This window comes from Vibrio sinensis (genome assembly GCF_003605645.1).
Lineage (GTDB): Bacteria > Pseudomonadota > Gammaproteobacteria > Enterobacterales > Vibrionaceae > Vibrio > Vibrio sinensis.
Genome location: NZ_QVMU01000014.1, coordinates 30,059 through 49,630, shown reverse-complemented (window position 1 = coordinate 49,630; position 19,572 = coordinate 30,059). Strand labels below are relative to the sequence as shown.

Genomic DNA, 19,572 nt, shown 5'->3' with positions numbered 1-19,572 from the left:
CTTCGTTGATCGCTGAAGTTTACCATACAGCGACAGCACCAATACCAAAGTTAACTTCATTGGCTGAGTTGATTGGATTGACATGATTAGCCTCAGCAAAGAACTTTAACCACTCCAATGGTAGATAAGAGGCGCCAAGATAAGCATTATAGAAGTTACCATCTAATGCAATATTATCGGACGATTGCGCCACGACTTCATAGCCGCTATAACCCGTTAGAGTTTCGAGAAAGGCGATTTGTCCCGCGATAGCAAGCGCATTTTTATCGACAGAATTGATACGAGAGAGTTTGTTTGTCGTTGAGTTGTAATAATAAGTAGCACCAATATTAGTATCACCCATTTCAAACTTCACGGTTGTTTGGAAGTAGGTAGCATCAGTTTGGCTTCGTGTTGTATTTGTCGTTGAATTACCAATACCCGCGATAATGACCATGTCTGCTAAATTATATCGGCCAAATAGTTCTGCTATTTCTCGATTTAAATCCCCATTCTCAAAGCCATACGTGGCATTTGCAGTAAACACATCTGTGTCGTAAACGTACTTAATTGTATCGCCTTTTACACCAACTGCGTTTAAGTTTGCGCTACCGCCAAATGCTTCTGAGTAATCAACACCATTGAGGTCATCTGAAGAGGTATTGTGTTTCCCGTAAGTAATAGAACCGAGCCCCTCTCCATATATCCCTACGAAGTATTGAGATACATATAAGTCCTCTTCATTTCTATCTTCGTCAGCATCAAAGTTAATTTGAGCTTCTGTTCCAGCAGAAAGTGAAATAAGGTCAGTGATTGCGTAGCGACCAAGAACTCCGATTTTAGAGTCGCCAAAAGTATAATCATTCGGTTGTTCATCAAGAAATAAAGCTCTTGCCTTTACTTGTCCATAAAAATGTAAATAGGCAACGTCATTATCAATGATTTCATAGGCGAATGATGAGGGGGCACTAAAGGCTAGTATTAATGAGGTGGCGAGATATCTCGTTTTCATGATTCATCCATTGAATAAAATTTGAGTGCATCGATGAAGACCAGTGAGTCGTCATGACAGACTGGCAAATATAATACAAGCCAGAGAGAAAGTTTGTCCTATATATGAGAAGTCTTGCGTTTTATATCGGAGCATTTTGACTTATTTTTAGCGAAATCACACACTACTCACACATCTGCAAATATGGCAACAAAAGAAGAATTTAATGAATGATAGCAGCAAGCTTATAACGGTTAAATATTTCCATGAAAATTGAAAAATATTGTTTCTACAGCCTGTGTTGTCTATTAATTTGGCTCCCCATTCCACTCGGTTCAAATAGAGTTTGGGCTTGGACCATCTCGGAGCTATGGATAGCATTTACGGCATTTATTTTGTTTCTTGATCTATATCGTCATAAAAAAGGTCAAATATTGGATGGGCTCAATAGTTACCGCTGGTTTTTACTGCCTTTTTCTCTGTTTCAGGTATGGGTTTTCGTGCAGCTACTTCCTATACCTCTAGCTATGCTTCAAGTGATTTCCCCTAATGCCTTTTCTGCTTACCTAATGGTAGATGCGACCTATGGTTACCTATCTCTAGATCCCGGGGCGACTTACATATCGTGGTTGAAAGGTATGAACTACCTATTGTTCTCTTTGATTGTCATCTTAACCGTACATACTACACAGCGTATTAAGTGGTTAATGATGGCCTTGATCATTAGCGGTACCTTTCAGGCTATTTACGGTGCGATTAACGTCTTGATAGGGACCACACATTCGTTGGTTTTTAATCTCAGTGAGACAAATATTGCGACAGGATCATTTGTGTATAAAAATCATTTAGCTAATTATCTATTGATGTGTATCTGTATCGGGATTGGTTTGATTGTCGCAGATCTCAATCAACGAAATTCAATTGGTTTTCGAGAGATATTGTCAGGAATACTGAGTAGCATTATGTCTACTAAGATGTTGTCTCGTTTGGCTATTATCAACATGGTTATTACCTTAGTGATGACTCGATCCAGAATGGGTAACAGTGCTTTATTTGCTGCGACAATGCTGTCTGGCATCATTGCTTTAATGGTTTATAAAGATCGACCCGCGACACTAAAATGGTTGCTCGTGAGTATTTTTGCTATTGATGTTTTGATTCTAAGTTCATTTTTTGGCTTAGAGCAAGTAAGAGAACGAATTGTCGAAACATCAATGACGGAGGAAACCCGCTATTTAGCATTTGAGTGGGGGGTACATATCGTTCGTGATTTTTGGCTAACGGGCAGTGGGATGGGGAGCTTTGCTGCGTTATTTCCATCTTACAGTCAAAGGGCTATTGGTTATTATGACCACGCTCATAATGATTATTTGCAGTTCGTCATTGAAGCGGGATTACCAGCGACCTTATTACTCGCTTATATTTGTGGTAAGGCCATTATACTCTCAATCGCCACGATGCGTTTTCGCCATAGCCAAACGTGCAAAGGGGCGGCTTTTGCTGGCTTGACTGCTACCATCGCAATGCTTATCCACATCTCTGTTGATTTCAATTTACAAGCTCCTTCAAATGCATTGACGTTCATTACGATATTGCTGCTGATTGGAGCTGCTCACTCGGTAATCATAAAAAGGCGAAAAAGGGTCTAAATATGTTTCAACGAATATTGATTGTCTGCTCAGGAAATATATGTCGTTCGCCTTTCGCTCAAGCAATGATGATGAAAATTATGCCGACAATTCAAGTTCAATCTGCGGGCACAGTGACGGCACTGAGCGAACTTGAGGGGCATCACGCTGACCCGAGAATGAATGAGGCTGCTCAATTATATAATGTCGATTTGAAGCAACATCAAGCTCGACAGCTCACGCCTGAATTGTGTGCTTGGAGTGATGCTATTTTAGTAATGGAACATACACATCTGTCCGCTTTACTCAAGATTGATGCGAGTGCCCGAGGTAAGAGTTTTATTCTCGGGCAATGGGGAGAGGGGAGCATTGAAGACCCATATGCTAAGGAGCAACATCACTTTGTTTCTGCCGCTAAGCAAATTGAGTCTGCTTGCCAATCGTGGCGACGTAAAATTCAACCTAAAGATTAAGTACTCGCTTTTGCTTTTCTTGTGAATTTCATTTGATACATGTTCTTATCTGCGTGTCGAATTAATGCATTATAATCAAGAGAGTCTTCCGGATACCTTGCAAAGCCTACACTGGTTGAAAGGGACACATTGATACCGGAGCCAAGATGGATAGTATCTGAGAAGCACCCCATGAGTTCTTCAAATGCCATATTGATGTTGGCATCATCACAAGTATCGATGACGATACAAAATTCATCGCCCCCGATTCGATAGACAGAGAAGCGTCTTTTAACTCGTTGAGCAATAATGTGTAAAACGCGATCCCCGGCGTGATGACCATGTCGATCGTTGATCTGTTTAAAGCCATTTAAGTCGAGTAAACAGATGGTGAATGGGTGCATATAATCTATTTTTTCTTTTATACACCGCATCATCGCAAGCCGGTTAGGTATGCCGGTAAGTGTGTCAGTCATTGCTAACTGCTTATTAAAGCATGCTTCTTTATGCATGATATAACTGACTAATCCAGCACATACGAACAGTAATAACATCAACACGTATTGGGCATAGGCCAGTTGTTGAGCTTGCGTCATTTGTATTTTGTATAAAGGACTTTGTACGCGAAAATTGGTATTTACGTACGTAACCATCGCTTGATAAATCTCTTTAAGTGAACGGTGAAGTTCAGCCGAGTTTTTTGGTGTTTGTTTTTGTAGCAAAGCATATTCAAGCTGTTGAAACCGATCAAACAACGTTGAAAAAAAGGGTTCCGCTCCGGGCGTTCGCATAAAGTTATCGGCTTCTCTGTTGTGAAGCAGCAGGTCAAATCGACTCCAAGTTAACTCGTAGTGCAGTATCGTTTCTTGTCTATAATTTTCGCCTTGGTCTGAAAAGCGTGACATAGAGACTAATTCCGAAAACTCTTTATTTAATTGGAACAAAAACCAAGTCGCTTGGTTATTTTGATCACTATAAGACTGAGCGAGTTGACGGGCGGAGGAAAGCAGATAAAAGTTGGCCACAATCAGAATTGCGGTCATGACCAACAAGAGCATTTTTGCTTGGCGAAGCGCGGGGTGTATTGCTTGTATTTGTCTTTTATTTTTTATCATTGGCATTGATAACGGTCACTTCTTTTATTTGCCACACCATTTTTGAGTAGTAATCAGCTCTATCAATTTCGGGATATTTACTTAAATCGAATACGAGCCAAAAAGGACCTTTATGCCTGACTTTCATTGCTTTACCATCCATTTTGTAAGCGATGATGGGTTGGTATTTATTGATGTCTGCTACGCTAATATCTGCCGCGTAATCATTGAGAGCTTCTAGAGTAATATTAGTGGCATTATCAAACTTTAGTTCACTCAATAGCTCCGACACCCTCACCCCAACGAAAGCTTTTTCTTCTGGGTACCAAGGTAGTTTAGTAGTCAACTGAACTTGCGTGAATCGCGTTGATAGTGTCTCTTCATTAAAATGGACATCGGGTATTCCTTTCGAATGGATAACAAGTTGCCCTGCAAATACTTGAAAGCTCATTGAAAGGATGACGAGCGCGATGAGTGCTTTCATAGTTGTTCCTTTTTTTATCCATTGCTAGAACTAATACTAGCGGCGTCTGAAGTATTTATCTAACTATAAACTATTTTATTAATAGGAATTATTATCAGGGAAATCGCTAGCTCATACTAATGTATTTTGCTTATTTTTTGATGAGACAAAGAAAAAGGCTTCATTCGAAGCCTTTATTATCAGTCAGTTATCGCAATTAAAAAATGAGATGTGCGACACCGGCAATGACGGGAAGTGTAATCAACGTACGTAAAATAAAAATAGTAAACAGTTCGAATATATTGACAGGGATACGGCTACCCAACAATAGAGCACCAACTTCCGACATATAAATAAGCTGCGTAACAGACATTGCTGCAATAACAAAGCGAGTCATTTCACTGTCGATAGAAGAAGCAAGGATTGCTGGAATAAACATGTCAGCAAAGCCAACAACTATTGTTTGTGATGCTTCGACTGCTTCAGGGACGCCAAGTAACTCAAGGTATGGGATGAATGGCTGACCAAGAATACTAAATACAGAAGTGTACTCAGCAATAATCAACGCCGTTGTACCTAACCCCATCACGACTGGAAGTACGCCAAATACCATATCAACAGCATTATAAACGCCTTCACTAAAGACGCTCTTCATTGACTTTACTTGACCCGCTTTTTCAAGCGCAAGTTCCATGCCCCATGAGAATGTACTATATCCTTGTGGGATCACATCTGCGTCATCTGCGCGTTTGGAACCGTCGATAAAGGTATCTTTCTTCCAGCTAAGAGGTGGAAGTCTTGGAATAATGACAGCAGCAACAAAGCCAGCAAGACAGACAGCGCCGTAAAAAGGTAAGAAATAGGCTTGCAGATTGACTTGCGTAAGAACGACCAAACTGAATGTAATCGACACCGCTGAGAATGTGGTGCCAACAACTGCGGCTTCACGCTGGGTATAGAACTTATTTTCGTACTGTTTGCTGGTAAGTAGGATACCAACACTGCCATCACCTAACCAAGATGCGATACAGTCAATAGCGCTACGACCAGGTAGATTAAATACAGGACGCATTATTTTACTTAGTAGCGTACCCACTAATTCTAACAGGCCAAAATTAAGTAACAGTGGCAACAATAGTCCGGCAAAAATAAATACGGAAAACAGAGTCGGTAGTAGGCCAGCAAGAACAAGTCCACCAGTGTTCTCTTGCCAGATTGCTTCAGGGCCGAATTGGAAGTAAGTCGCTAGAACGGCAAAACCACCAAAAACTCGTACTGCTAACCAAAGTGGGCTTGGATTGAACAATCCATTTAAAAAAGGGCGGCTAGCAATAAAGTTGGGTGTTTTTATACGACATAATAGCGAGGCTAAAGCCATTGATGAAACAATGATAGTCACAAGCTCTATCATTAGAATATCAAAAAGAGACTGCAGGCTTTTTGCTAGAACTGCAACCGGGATGGTGATGCCATCTTGATAGCTCACTGGAGCCATAAATAGAAAGACACCGAGTAGTGATGGGATGAAAAACATCCAAAAGTTACCCTTTGTCTTTGTATTGTTAACGATTTTTCCTTGATCTTGCATTACATTTCTCGTGTTACTACTAGTCAACATTTCCCATTTCCTTGGAATAGATATTCACTAAACATCCGTATTTAATCACTTGGCGCAAGATTACTGGTTTTTGTGTTTTCCTGCAATACTATTCATTGATAAGTGTTAAGTATTCAGTTTTAAGTTCCGGTTGATGTTGAGCTAGTAGTTGTTTGTTTTACAAGAATTGGTTGCGTTTTGTACGCTCCATGTCAACTGAGCTTGGTCTTTGTTCGCGAAATATACAAGTAGGTCCAATAAGAAATCGCTAAGACTAGTGCCATGGTAATCGGCGCAAGAAGGGATGAAATCGCATACATATGATAGAGACGAGCGCCAATAACCCCGCCCAGCAGGAACCCAAGGAAAATAAACGAGAACAGCTTGGCTTTTCGATAATCGAACTTTTCACCTCTCAATCGAGAGCCAATCATTAAGCCAAGGTCAGTAATAATGCCGGTCATATGGGTGGTTCGAACAACGGCACCACTGAATGTGGTAATCATGGCATTTTGCAACCCACAGGCCGCTGAAGCGAAATATTGCCCGGAGATTTGATTATCACGAAGGAGTATTAAAGCGATAAATAACAAACCCGCTTCAATACAAAGAGCCCCGCCATAGCGTCGACCGAGTTTGAGAGCAGTGCTTTCCATGAGTAGGCCACTAAGAATGGCGCCGAGTAAGAAGCTGATTAAGATCATAAACAGATGGAATGTCAATCCATCGAAAGCTTCGATACTTGTTCCAAGTAGAGTGACTGTGCCGGAGATATGGGAAACGGCCTGGTGTTGGAAACCAAGAAGGCCAATAGCGTTTACAATGCCAGCGAGTAATGCGAGCAGAAAGGCGCCATATTCTACCCAACGTGGTAGTTTTGAAATCAAAATGGATACCTCGAGATGAAGTGCAAAATTATAACGCTCAGAAACGCATTCAGATAGGAAAATTTAGTTTTGTCCTAATGTGAACGGCGCAGGTGACTCAATCTCAACAATTAGTGTTACTAGGATGTTGTAATAGCGGGATTTTTTCAGTTAGCCTATGTTTATGTTCTTTGCTTTAGCTCCGAAGTTTATAGAGACGCTAGCATTGAAGTACCCAATTTTTAGATGAGTATCTGATAATGAAAAAACGCAAGCTTCCAATTCCTCTTGTTCTTTTAACACCGATAGTCTTGTTAGTGATTGTTATCATTGCGGGGATTTATCGTTTTAGTTTGACGGATGAGGAGATTATGGCGAAGTTTCCAGCGCATGTGGTTGAGTATGACCCTATTGTGCGAGATTTGTTTTCGATTAATAGTCCCAACCCATGGACCATTGCGATACCAGAAACCCATGCGTTCGCACTCATCAATCAATTTGAATCTGGAATTGCTTCAGGAAACTATAGTAGCGGAGCTGAACGAGGCGTGGTGTCAATTGACTCGCGTTTTTTAACTCAGGTCGACGGTAATAAGATAAGTGGTAACGTTTTGAATGAAGCGATTGCTGTTATGAGCGTATCGAACCAAGGGTCGGGACTTTTTTATTATTTGGTGATGTTTCGTTACGATGATGCTCGTCAACGTATGGTACTCACTGATGAAGTACTGCTGGGCGACAGGATTGACGTTTCGATGCTCAAAGTTCAAGACGCAGAAGTCGCCGTAGTCTTCTATCAGCATGCTCCTCAACAACCGATGGCTGAAAAACCGAATCAAAAGATGGAGCTCAAGTTTACGTTAACGGAAGATCACTCATTTAAAACTGTGGAGTAAAACGATCAAGCCAACGTGTTAGATGGTTATTTTGTGAATGAAAACGAATTTTTACAATTTAGTCGCAAACTAGCACATTGTTCTACGTTTTATAACGCCTTACATTATTGATAAAACTGATTTTTGCATTCCAATGGGGCTGTAAAGCGGATCACTATTTTTTGCAGACACTAAAAATAGTAATTTTCATCGATACATAGAATCAAAGAGTTAGGGCTAGCTTCGAGGATATTTCGTCTATATAACCAGATAACCACACCATTTTTTGATGAAGTGCTGACATTTCAAAGGTGACAATCGAATTAGAAATTCGTAATCTTACGACATTCATTATTTTGTGTAAGGTCACATTGTGCAATCTAGAACAACGAAAACACGCTTTTCGGGGCTGTCTAAGCGCAAGAAGTTATTATTATTGAGCGTACCTGTAGCGGCTGCTTTAGCTTTCTCTTCCCAGAATGGTACAACGATCAAGTCACGTACGATTGATCTTTCTCTTCCTCAATCAGAACTCACTACACAATTGTCTCATGATATTAGTGTCCCGCATGATCTCCCTAATTACGAATATGTAATTCAAAAGGGTGATAATTTAAGTAACATTTTCGATCAGTTGGGTTTTGGTTACAGCCAACTCATGCAGATAATGGAAACGGACTTAAATTATCTCGCTCTCGATACTCTCAAACCAGGCAACGTATTACGTTTTTGGCGAGATGAGAATACCAACCGTCTAATTAAAATGGAGCTGGAGTTTAGCTTAGCAGATCGTGCCGTATATTCTTTGACCAGTGACGGGGGCTACGCTTTTACAGACGTAAAATTACCGGGTGAGTGGAAAGAAAATGCATTAGTCGGGAATATTAATGGCAGCTTTTCTCAGTCTGGTCATCGTTTAGGTTTGGGAAGTAATGAAGTTGAACAAGTCGTTACATTACTGAAAGACAAAATCAACTTTGCGCGAGATTTACGTGCAGGCGATAAATTTGAAGTGGTTGACTCTCGTCAATACATTGATGGTCAACTAACTGGGAATCGAGAGCTGCAAGCGATTAAAATCATTAATCGTGGTAGTGAGCTAACGGCATATTTACACAGTGACGGGCAATACTACGACAAAAATGGCGAGAGCTTACAGCGAGCTTTCCAAAGAAAGCCAATTAGCGGTAACTATCGCTTAAGTTCTAATTTTAACCCATATCGTAAGCACCCAGTAACAGGACGAGTTTCGCCACATAACGGGACTGATTGGGCTGTGCCTACTGGTACGCCAATTGTATCTACTGGTGATGGTGTGGTGATTATGACTCGGAATCATCCATATGCCGGAAACTATGTTGTAGTACAACACGGTAGTACTTATAAGACGCGCTATTTGCACTTAAGTAAAATTTTGGTTCGTAAAGGGCAAAAAGTGACACGTGGTCAACGTATAGGCTTGTCAGGTAAAACAGGACGAGTCACTGGGCCTCATATTCACTATGAATTGATCGTTCGAGGCCGCGCTGTAAATGCGATGACAGCCAATATACCAATGGCGAGTTCAGTTCCTAAGAGCGAAATGGCCGCATTTAAAGCTCGTCGAGATAAGTTGGACTTGATGTTGAAGCAACAAGAAATGAAGTTGGCTAAACAAGAGCAAACATCAACGATTGGTTAACCGTTAGATACTTTAAATTCGCGTTTCAAATAAGCCAGTAGTGCATCACTACTGGTTTTTTTTCGTTGAATTTAAATTGAAAACTGGTTATTTACTGTTCGTTTGTTTGGTTTGGATGAATAATTGGCAAAAAATGCAATATAACGGGTAAATCTCAGTTAACTATTTTCTAAAGAGCTCATAGAATACGCGACTTCAGGTATTGGATTGATTGTATGAAGAAAATTTATTTATTCCCTCTGTTTGTTTGTTCATTCTCGGCGGTTTCTGCGCCTTATTTTGGCTTAGAAATTGGCGCTGCATTCCCTAATCATGACGTGAATGTAAATTATGTGTCGGATCAGGTGAGCTTAAGTCCAGATTCGAGTGATGCATTTGTTGGTGGCTATATGGGTTACTCGTTGACCAATAATTTGGCATTGGAAATGGGTTATCAGCAGCATCATTTTGATGATGAGAAACGAGTTTCTAATGGTACAGCGGCCAACTCAAATCAGCACAAAGGTACAGAATGGGATGCAAATTTAAAGGCTGACCAAGTTTATCTAGCGCCGGTTTATACTGTCTCTTTGACTAACAGTCGCAGTTGGTCATTAAAAATGAAAGCAGGCGTGACCTTTACTCAATATGAGTTGACGACTGAAAAGCGTGATACACAAGGCCCTATCGGCACATCAAAAGATGAAGTGCAGCTTAGCGGTTCAAAAAGCAGTAACGACTGGGGTGTGATGAGTGCGATTGGTGTTGAATACAATGTAACACCAGCATTGTCGATTGGTACCAATGTTATGTATCAAATCGATAGCTTTTCAAGCATGAGCACCTTTACGATGACGGGGAGTTACTACTTCTAGTCTCATACTCTCTATTTGCTTTAAAAGGGGTACGGCTTGTTCATGGAACATGGAAATGCCCCTTTGTGCAAATCAGCATGTCCCGTTTAAAGCTTACTTTATAGTGTCTTATTTAAAGCGCCTGTCCTTTTATCTTTTGCTTACTTTATTATTCTTGAAATTAATGGTTTATAAATATTATCGACAGTTTCCTCTACTAGTAGGGGTACTCTACGACTAATGTCTAACTACCTGAGACTGTTTGTTTTTTTTAGTTTGGTATAGAGTGCTAGCAACGGATTTTTAATGGTTTTTAGTCATTATTTTCGTAACTATTTTTAATGGTAGGTTGATTTATTATTTTCATTTAAGAGTGGATTTAAGATTTGTATAGAAAGGAATAGCCATATTTTTGGTTGTTTGGTCTCTATTTATGATGAGTTGTTTTTATTGATAATAGCGCCACTTAACTTATGAATAATATATGGACATCAAATTTTTCTAATAGGAAATATATAGGTGGTTACTCCGCTAAATCTTCGTTCCGTAAGTAAATAATTGGCATAACACATCTTAGAATGTGAGCGAAAGGAAGCAAAATGAGCAGTACTTTAGAGTCTGTAGGTATACGAACAGATAAGCCCCAAGTCAACGAGAATGAACTCACTTATGAACAACAACATAAACCGAGTTCGGAGTTTGATTCCCGAGAACAATATTTAGAGAACGAATTGCAAATCATGGCGCCTAAACGCTGGCGTCCTAATTTGCCGTTTAAAGATTATCGATTTGAGATAGAAGATACCATTCCAGCTTTAGCAGCCACTATTGGTAAGGTTGTTATGGTGGGAGCCATTGCAGCAACCTTTGCTGGGGCTCTAGGGCTAAATGAAGGCTTCATTTTAGAAAATGTTCGCTATGAACTACTCATCGCATCTGTTTTCATTATTATTTTCTCCGGTTTTTTATTGCCGACCGCTAACCTTGCAGGTACACACGGTCCACTCATTCCCTTAATTCCAATTGTTGTTGCAGCAGGCGGGCATCCTATGGCCTTTGGGTTGCTGATTGGCGCTTTTGGCTTACTCTTAGCCATCAGTAAAGGTGGCAGTATGCTAGCCAATCTCACCAGTAAAGGCGTGTGTGGCGGTTTATTACTCTACCTTGGTTTTGTTGGAACCGTTTCTCAAGTTAAAAAGCTGTTTGCTTGGGCTGAGGGAATCGGCATGAGTCATATTGCTTTTGTCGTGATCTTTTGCACCATTATTTTATATGCTTTGTTGGAACATTTTCGTAAGCGCTGGCTAGCAGTACCTCTTAGTTGCTTGCTGGGTGGTACGTTAGCTTTTGCCATGGGTGCTCCATTTTCTTTTCAAACTGAGCCCGGTTTACCTAATATGAACCCTATGTATTGGTGGGGAGAAGATACAGGCTGGATGCTAGGCTTACCTACGATTGAACATTTCATGGTGGTATTACCCTTTGCTATTTTAGCTGTGGCTATGTGGTCGCCAGATTTTTTAGGGCATCAAGTGTTTCAAAAAATCAGCTATCCAGAGCGCACTGAAAAAGTTCATATGAACATTGACGATACCATGACTACGGCTTCAATTCGTCAAACGTTCGGTTCTCTGCTCGGTGGTACTAATTTTACTTCTTCATGGGGTACTTATATTGTGCCGGCGGCTATTGCTAAGCGTCCTATTCCTGCTGGTGCTTTGTTAACGGCTCTGTTCTGTATTATTGCAGCGGTTTGGGGCTACCCAATGGATTTGGCAATATGGCAACCTGTACTTTGTGTCGCGCTAATTGTTGGGGTATTTGTTCCATTGCTAGAAGCGGGAATGGAAATGACACGTGAGGGAAAAACCACACAGTCAGCAGCCATAGTTGTATTTTCTTCAGCGTTAGTTAACCCTGCATTTGGTTGGTCTCTTACCATGCTGTTGGATAATTTAGGCTTAGTCGGTTGTAAAGAGCGCAGCGGTGAACTGAGTAAAATGAACCGTTGGGTGTTGCCTGGAATCATGTTTATTGTACTAACGAGTGTGATGGCGTTGGTTGGTCTTTTACCAGGGATTCCGGCGATTATTCCAAGTTTTCGTTAATCTCTAAGGAAGCGTTACTGAGGGCACTTTCTAGCTTGAAAGTGCCCTGAATAATATTATGCCCCTAAAGACATTTCGCCTTTAAATACGTTACAGATGGTCGGCTATTTTCTCTATTCAAAAAGTAATAGTAATAGTAATAGTCATTACTGTATGTTCCGCTTATTACTTATGTGCATTTCATTAGCCTATCCATAAGCGGACTAATTACTCTTTGCCTTGCCAAAGAGTAATCAGAAAGGCGCTTTGGTTCGGTAGTCGTTGTCCGGCCGGTTTTAGGCGTTCCCGACGCCGAAAACCTAAAAATTCTGTCCTGAATTTTTCCTCGTGTGGTTGGAAGCGTTTGGCTAATTCGAGCGTGGAAAGTTAGCTCTTCCATTGTGCAAATAATGAACAGCATGAAGTGATCACCATATCCTCAATGTTTGGCATTTTGTTCCTCCCCTTACTGAACAATAGAATTGGCCTAAAAACATGATAAAGGGGAGGTTAGGAGGGGTCTTTCGGCTTAATTTGAAATGTTCGACAAAATCGCTTGATGATCACATTGTACTAACTACTATACCTAGCTCATTTATGCCCCGAAATCACTTAGATGAAATACTCTACACAATTCAAAGGGGTTGCCTTTTCCTAACTCAAACTTATCAGATCGAGTTGATAACTGTTCATTCTCGTCATTAGGCGACATCTTGCAGCCTAACTTCCCGTCATGTGTCATAACTTATTGATTATCAGTTGAGTTAATATGAAAATGATGGCGTTGCCGAAAGATTAAAGACGACAATATGTCGTCTAATAAATGTTAGGGTTTACAAGGAAAAATCAAATGGCAGTGTACTTTATAGCGGAAGATGAAAACGGAAATTATGACTGCCTGCGCATCAAAATTGGCATTAGTAAAAACGTTCCTAAGCGTTTAGCGCAATTGAGCACAGGAAGTCCCTATAAACTCAAATTGATGGGCTGGATTGACTCTGACAATGATAGAAGTCTAGAGAAACAGCTTCACACAAAGTATTCCCTTAACAATGTTCATCTTGAATGGTTTGAGTTAAGTGTCTGTGATGTCCTTGAAGAACTCAAGCAGCATTCTGTGGATAGTTTCATTGCGGTTAACGATAACGCTTTTGAAATAGTTGCGCGAGATCGTAGCGGAGTTCCTGAATACTTGGGTGCATGGCAGTGGACAGATGTAGATGAACAAGAATTTTGTCCTAGCTGTGGTTGGGGTGGCGGCTTAGACTATAACGAAAATTATGGTGGCGAACGTTGCTTACATTGTGGGTTCTGCGAAAGTTATCTAGAACAGCCCATACAAAGCGTTTAAGAGGGATTCCCAACGCTTGGCATTTTCAGCTTACTTTGGGTTAAGTGTTTATGTCACAATGGTTTAGGCAAGGTGGTCGCGTTGCTCACCACTTAGCGCGGCGTTATACGATTTTCCCACCATGACGAAAAATAGTGTATTATTTCATCGAGTTATTTAGGCGCGAAGGTTGTGTATGAACAAGTCTTTGACAGACCAAGAACTTGAGCATGTTGCTCGGGTTATTAAAGACAAGATTTTTGTACCTCGTAATCGAAAGCGAGTTACAGTATTTTTGTGTGGTGCAGACATAAAAAATGATAAGACAGCACGTTCTCAAATGGCTGCTGTTTTTTCGCATTATCCTCGATATGAGTTATTGTATCCTGAGGATCTATTTGACGATTTGTTAGCGGGTCAAGGTCAACATAGCTTGTTAAAGCTTGAGGGAATTCTGGCGGATAGTGTTGATGCAATAGTACTATTCCCAGAAAGTCCGGGGTCATTTGCAGAGATTGGTGCTTTTTCCAATAATGAGCAACTTGCTCGTAAAATGGTTGTTCTTTCGAATAGAAAATATAAAAGTAATAAAAGTTTTATTAACTATGGACCTTATAGATTAATAAAGTCATCAGGCACAGGAAAGGTTATCCATATCAATTATGATCATTTGACTGTTCCTGATGAATATCATCGAATCTATCGAAATGTTAACAACTATATAACTCAAATACGGAAAGAGCACCCCGTAGAAAAAGACGTTGCGAATATACTAGAAGCTGAAAACTTTATTCTTCCTTGTATCTACTTACTCGATAAACTCAATAACGTAATGCTTTCAAAATTGATTGGCTTTGCAACCAATCAAGATAAAGTTTTATGTGATATCGCGACTAAGTCATCACTAGGGAGGTTGGCTTTTAAGAAATTTATATCACGAACTGCGACTGGTTACCAAGTGACCCCCTTAGGTGCTGAGTATGTAAGAAATACATTTGATAACATATACTTGGATAAGGTAAGGATCGAAATATTGAATGCGGAAAATCGTAGAAATGCAAGTGTGCGTTATGATAGAATCGTCTCCGGCGCACACCCTTAGCGAATGAGCTTACTTAGTTCATTGGATAGCGTTTCGCTATCCTGCATACAATCTGATTCAATGCCGCATGAAAATGTGCAGAGCCAGAATACAGTCGTTTCTGGAACTGCACCTTTTCATCCGCGACTTAAGACGTAAGGGTGTGTCGCCACAAATGACCTCAAAAAATATATATAGCCTCAAAAACATTGGATTGCCTGCAATGCTATCCATTGACGATTTCGCTAATCAAGCTCGACTTTCTGCTGGTAAAATTCGTTATCTTTCTGCAACTGCCGAATCTCATTACAGAGTTTATCCAGTCCCTAAAGTAAGCGGAAAGAGTCGACTTATTTCTCAACCGTCCAGGGAACTTAAAGCTGTACAGGCTTGGATTTTGCGAAATATCTTAGACAAGCTTTCATCTTCTCCTTGCTCAAAAGGTTTCGAAGTTGGAACGTCAATTCTAGACAATGCTCGACCACATGTTGGTTCTAATTATGTATTAACTATAGATTTAGAGGATTTTTTCCCCAACGTTTCAGCATCTAAAGTGTATGGGGTTTTTAGTTCTATTGGGTACAACAAAGAGTTGTCGATTTTGCTAACCAATTTGTGTACATATGGTGGTGGGCTACCTCAAGGAGCTCCAACTTCTCCAAAGCTAGCGAATCTAGTATGTGCGAAACTCGACGCTAGGATACAAGGTTACGCTGGACCAAGAGGTATTGTTTACACTCGTTATGCTGACGATATGACGTTTTCTTCTCATACGGCTTCTAAAATAAGAAAAGTTAAACACTTCATCGGGACCATTATCAGTGATGAAGGATTTAAGATTAACCATAAAAAGACAGCCATATGTGGTACGAAACGCCAGAAAAAAGTTACTGGTCTTATACTCTCGGAGAGCAGTGTAGGGATAGGGCGTGTTAAACACAGAGAAATTAGGGCAAAACTTCATCATCTATTTACAGGTAAGTCAACAGAGCTCTCTCATATCAATGGTTTACTATCATACACTTATTCTGTAGATCGACGTGCATATAACAAGTTGTATGCTTACATTGGTGGTTTAACCCAAAAGTACCCTCTTTCAAACGCAGTCAAAGAAATTAGCCCCAAAATCGTATAACAAGCATTTAAGGCTTCAAGATACTTTTTCTAATCCAGTTTTGGCACGTTAGAATCCATCCTCTAACGTGCTTCTGTCCAAATATGCGCTAGCTCTTACAAACAGGGCAATAGGTAAAAATTCAGGACGAATTTTTAGGTTTGCGGCGTAGGGAACGCCTCAAACCGACCGGACAACACCAAAGAAATAAAAACGCCTTTCTGGTTACTCTTTGGCAAGGCAAAGAGTCACTGGCCCGCTTCGATAACGCTCAAGATAGAGGCCAACATAAAAGCGGGACAAACCTTTTAACCTAGCTTTTAACGTTAACTGAAAGCTAGCAAGTTTCATTAAGAAGACAAAAAGCGAACCATTTGGTTCGCTTTTTTATTGAGTATTAAGTCATAAACTTAGTTGTAATAAGGCATCACCATCACTCAGCGTAGTTATCAATACTAGGGCATGAGCAGATTAGGTTTCTATCACCGTATACATTGTCTACGCGGTTAACGGTTGGCCAGTACTTCGAGTTTTTGGTTGCTTTTGATGGGAAGCAAGCCACTTCACGTGAGTATGGACGGTCCCAGTTTTCGCTCGATAGATCCACTTGCGTGTGAGGTGCATTAACCAGAGGGTTGTTGTCCAGTGGCCATTCCCCATCTTTAACGCGATCCATCTCTTCACGAATAGAAATCATCGCTTCACAGAAGCGATCCAACTCTTCTAAGTCTTCCGACTCGGTCGGTTCAACCATCAGAGTGCCCGCTACTGGGAAAGACATCGTTGGAGCATGGAAACCATAATCCATCAGACGTTTTGCAATATCCTCTTCACTAATACCGGTTTCTTCTTTTAGTGGGCGAATATCAATGATGCACTCGTGCGCAACTCGTCCATTCGTACCACGATAAAGAACAGGGTAGTAAGGACGAAGCATTTCCATGACATAGTTGGCGTTCAAAATCGCCACTTTGGTTGCTTCTGTTAGGCCAACTTCACCCATCATCGCAATGTATGCCCATGAAATCGGTAAAATAGATGCACTGCCTAAGTCTGCAGCAGAAACAGCGAAATCGTCACCCTCTACACCGTTTTCAATGTGTCCCGGTAGGAAAGGCGCAAGATGAGATTTTACACCAATTGGCCCCATACCTGGGCCACCGCCACCGTGTGGAATACAGAACGTTTTGTGCAAGTTCAGGTGAGAAACGTCAGAGCCGATGTAGCCCGGTGTGGTTAAACCAACCTGAGCATTCATGTTGGCGCCATCTAGATAGACTTGGCCTCCGGCGGCGTGAACCATTTCGCACACTTCTTTCACTTGCTCTTCATATACCCCGTGGGTTGAAGGGTAAGTGATCATAATGCTAGATAGGTTCTCTTTATGTTTCTCGATTTTTTCTGCTAGGTCATTGATATCAATGTTGCCCTCGTTGTCACATTTAACCACCACCACTTTCATTGACACCATGGATGCGGTGGCAGGGTTGGTTCCGTGAGCAGAGCTAGGAATCAAGCAAACGTTGCGGTGAGCATCGCCACGGCTTTCGTGGTAACGCTGAATTGCGATTAGGCCAGCATATTCGCCAGAAGCCCCTGAGTTGGGTTGTAGAGAGAAATCATCGTAACCTGTGATTTCGCATAACTTCTCTTTTAGATCTTTTGCGAGTGCTGTATAGCCAGCCGCTTGTTCGATAGGAGCGAACGGGTGCAGCGCACCAAATTCCGGCCATGTTACAGGAATCATCTCTGCAGCAGCATTGAGCTTCATCGTACAACTGCCTAGAGGAATCATGCCGTGAGTTAAAGAGAAGTCTTTGTTTTCCAACTGCTTAAGGTAACGCATCATCTGCGTTTCGCTATGGTGCGTATTGAAAACAGGATGGGTTAGATATGAAGTTGAACGACGGCAAGATTCAGGAATTGCCGCGAATTCATTCTCACTGATCTCTGAAGAAAGAGCGCTAACATCTTCTTTTACGCTAAAGATTTCGAACAGCGCAGCAATGTCGCTCACTGTGGTGGTTTCATCAAAACTCACACCTAGCTTGCTTGGAAGCTTACGCAAGTTGATGTCAGCGGCTTGCGCTTTAGTGTACAGTTCTTCGGTTCGAGAGCCTGTGTTGATCGTAATGGTGTCGAAGAAGCTGTGGTGGGCAAGCTCAAAACCAGATTTAGTTAAGCCCGCTGCAAGTATTGCCGTCATATGATGAGTACGGCGGGCAATAGTACGTAACCCCTCTGCGCCATGATACACAGCATAGAAAGACGCCATATTGGCAAGCAGTGCTTGCGCGGTACAGATGTTGGATGTGGCTTTTTCTCTGCGAATATGTTGTTCACGCGTTTGCATTGCCATGCGCAGTGCTTGGTTGCCATTACTGTCAATAGAAACACCAATAACACGGCCTGGCATAGTGCGCTTGTGTTTATCTTTGGTTGCCATAAAGGCGGCGTGTGGGCCACCATAACCCATAGGAACACCAAAGCGTTGGGCGGAACCAATTACAACATCAGCACCCATTTCACCAGCAGGTTTAAGTAGGGCGCTGGCAAGAAGGTCCGTTGCCACTGTTACTAAAGTTTTGTTCGCTTGCGCTTTGGCAATCACATCGGTCAAATCGCGCACATTACCTGTTGTATTTGGGTATTGCAGTAAGGCTCCAAATACGTCTTGTTCTGGCAGTGTATCGATATCGGCGACTAAAACATCAAAGCCAATGTATTTTGCTCGAGTTTTTACCACTTCAATAGTTTGTGGGTGTACATCATCAGCTACAAAGAAAGTGGTGCTCTTGCTTTTGCCTGCGCGTTTGCACAAAGTCATTGCTTCTGCGGCGGCTGTCGCTTCATCGAGCAAAGATGCGTTAGCAATTTCCATCCCAGTTAGGTCCATGACCATTTGCTGGTAGTTAAGTAAAGCTTCAAGACGACCTTGAGAAATTTCTGGCTGATAAGGGGTGTAAGCGGTGTACCAACCCGGGTTTTCAAACACATTACGTAGAATGACATTTGGGGTGAATGTGTTGTAATAACCTTGTCCAATAAAGGTACGTTTAATTTGGTTTTGGTCTGCGAATTTTCTCATCGCGACCAGCATATCTGCTTCGCTTTTCGCTTCGGCCAATTGCATTGGTTGTTCGAGGCGAATTTGAGCAGGTACGGTCTCTTCGATTAGAGAGTCGAGAGTTGCGGCGTGGATCGCGTCCAACATTTTTTGTTGGTCAGATAAATTCGGACCATTGTGACGAGTGATGAACTCGTGTTGTGTGCTGAGGCTTTGAAGTAATTCAGTCATTGTATCTTTACCTTATGACATCAGAATTCAAATGCTGTTCTTAATTTGCTCAATGGAGCGTGATGATTAAGAACAGGCTCTGTCATACCATGGTGCTTCACGTTGTTATCAAGAGGTTCACTTGAATACTCGTGCGGCATGACAGAGGTAGCATTTACTGATATCTCTAATTATAAATGCGTATGTTGAAAAAAAGCTGCCAC

General features: G+C 41.3%; 15 protein-coding genes. 9 read left to right on the top strand and 6 right to left on the bottom strand.

The genetic code is table 11. The annotated features are described in order from the left end of the window. Positions 1 to 19: 19 nt before the first annotated feature. Positions 20 to 991, bottom strand: coding sequence for a porin (locus DZ860_RS14600; RefSeq protein ID WP_120032533.1), 972 nt, complete (start codon positions 989 to 991; stop codon positions 20 to 22). 245 nt (positions 992 to 1,236) lie between these two features. On the opposite strand from DZ860_RS14600, the gene DZ860_RS14595 reads away from it, so the two are divergent. Both DZ860_RS14595 and DZ860_RS14590 read left to right on the top strand, forming a co-directional pair. Then, entirely contained in the window at positions 1,237 to 2,619 is a 1,383-nt protein-coding gene (locus DZ860_RS14595) for an O-antigen ligase family protein (RefSeq protein WP_243641862.1), read from the top strand. A 2-nt stretch (positions 2,620 to 2,621) separates the two neighbouring features. Then, entirely contained in the window at positions 2,622 to 3,071 is a 450-nt protein-coding gene (locus tag DZ860_RS14590; RefSeq protein WP_120032529.1) for a low molecular weight protein-tyrosine-phosphatase, read from the top strand. Here the strand turns inward: DZ860_RS14590 and DZ860_RS14585 are convergent. The 4 genes from DZ860_RS14585 to DZ860_RS14570 all read right to left on the bottom strand — a co-directional run bounded on the left by DZ860_RS14585 (position 3,068) and on the right by DZ860_RS14570 (position 7,091). After that, positions 3,068 to 4,171 carry a GGDEF domain-containing protein gene (locus DZ860_RS14585; protein ID WP_243641861.1) on the bottom strand — a complete coding sequence of 368 codons (1,104 nt, stop codon included), beginning with the start codon at positions 4,169 to 4,171 and terminating at the stop codon, positions 3,068 to 3,070. The genes DZ860_RS14590 and DZ860_RS14585 overlap by 4 nt on opposite strands. Then, on the bottom strand, positions 4,152 to 4,628 hold the full coding sequence (locus DZ860_RS14580) for a putative pterin-binding protein (protein WP_120032527.1): 477 nt from the start codon (positions 4,626 to 4,628) through the stop codon (positions 4,152 to 4,154). The genes DZ860_RS14585 and DZ860_RS14580 overlap by 20 nt, the downstream gene beginning before the upstream one ends. 196 nt (positions 4,629 to 4,824) lie before the next feature. Then, the gene (locus tag DZ860_RS14575; protein WP_120032638.1) at positions 4,825 to 6,195 is read right to left on the bottom strand and encodes a YjiH family protein; all 1,371 of its coding nucleotides are present in this window, start codon (positions 6,193 to 6,195) and stop codon (positions 4,825 to 4,827) included. A 221-nt stretch (positions 6,196 to 6,416) separates the two neighbouring features. Beyond that, positions 6,417 to 7,091, bottom strand: coding sequence for a YoaK family protein (locus tag DZ860_RS14570; protein WP_120032526.1), 675 nt, complete (start codon positions 7,089 to 7,091; stop codon positions 6,417 to 6,419). Between the two features lie 239 nt (positions 7,092 to 7,330). On the opposite strand from DZ860_RS14570, the gene DZ860_RS14565 reads away from it, so the two are divergent. The 7 genes from DZ860_RS14565 to DZ860_RS14535 all read left to right on the top strand — a co-directional run bounded on the left by DZ860_RS14565 (position 7,331) and on the right by DZ860_RS14535 (position 16,092). Then, a complete protein-coding gene (locus DZ860_RS14565) occupies positions 7,331 to 7,966 on the top strand; it encodes a hypothetical protein (RefSeq protein ID WP_120032524.1) in 636 nt (211 codons plus the stop codon). Positions 7,967 to 8,318: 352 nt separating this feature from the next. Further along, on the top strand, positions 8,319 to 9,626 hold the full coding sequence (gene shyA, locus DZ860_RS14560; protein ID WP_120032522.1) for a peptidoglycan DD-endopeptidase ShyA: 1,308 nt from the start codon (positions 8,319 to 8,321) through the stop codon (positions 9,624 to 9,626). 215 nt (positions 9,627 to 9,841) lie between these two features. Beyond that, positions 9,842 to 10,480, top strand: a complete 639-nt coding sequence (locus tag DZ860_RS14555) for an AcfA family outer membrane beta-barrel protein (protein ID WP_120032520.1) — start codon at positions 9,842 to 9,844, stop codon at positions 10,478 to 10,480. 578 nt (positions 10,481 to 11,058) lie between these two features. After that, positions 11,059 to 12,567: a DUF3360 domain-containing protein gene (locus DZ860_RS14550; RefSeq protein ID WP_120032518.1), complete on the top strand. Its 1,509-nt coding sequence runs from the start codon at positions 11,059 to 11,061 to the stop codon at positions 12,565 to 12,567. 829 nt (positions 12,568 to 13,396) lie between these two features. Next, positions 13,397 to 13,897, top strand: coding sequence for a GIY-YIG nuclease family protein (locus DZ860_RS14545; RefSeq protein ID WP_120032516.1), 501 nt, complete (start codon positions 13,397 to 13,399; stop codon positions 13,895 to 13,897). Positions 13,898 to 14,072: 175 nt separating this feature from the next. After that, positions 14,073 to 14,978, top strand: coding sequence for a retron St85 family effector protein (locus DZ860_RS14540; protein ID WP_025553494.1), 906 nt, complete (start codon positions 14,073 to 14,075; stop codon positions 14,976 to 14,978). A 154-nt stretch (positions 14,979 to 15,132) separates the two neighbouring features. Continuing rightward, positions 15,133 to 16,092, top strand: coding sequence for a retron St85 family RNA-directed DNA polymerase (locus DZ860_RS14535; RefSeq protein ID WP_120032514.1), 960 nt, complete (start codon positions 15,133 to 15,135; stop codon positions 16,090 to 16,092). A gap of 412 nt (positions 16,093 to 16,504) precedes the next feature. On the opposite strand, the gene gcvP is transcribed toward DZ860_RS14535, so the two are convergent. Then, complete coding sequence (gene gcvP / locus DZ860_RS14530) at positions 16,505 to 19,369, bottom strand: aminomethyl-transferring glycine dehydrogenase (RefSeq protein ID WP_120032512.1); 2,865 nt, start codon at positions 19,367 to 19,369, stop codon at positions 16,505 to 16,507. Positions 19,370 to 19,572: the final 203 nt, after the last annotated feature.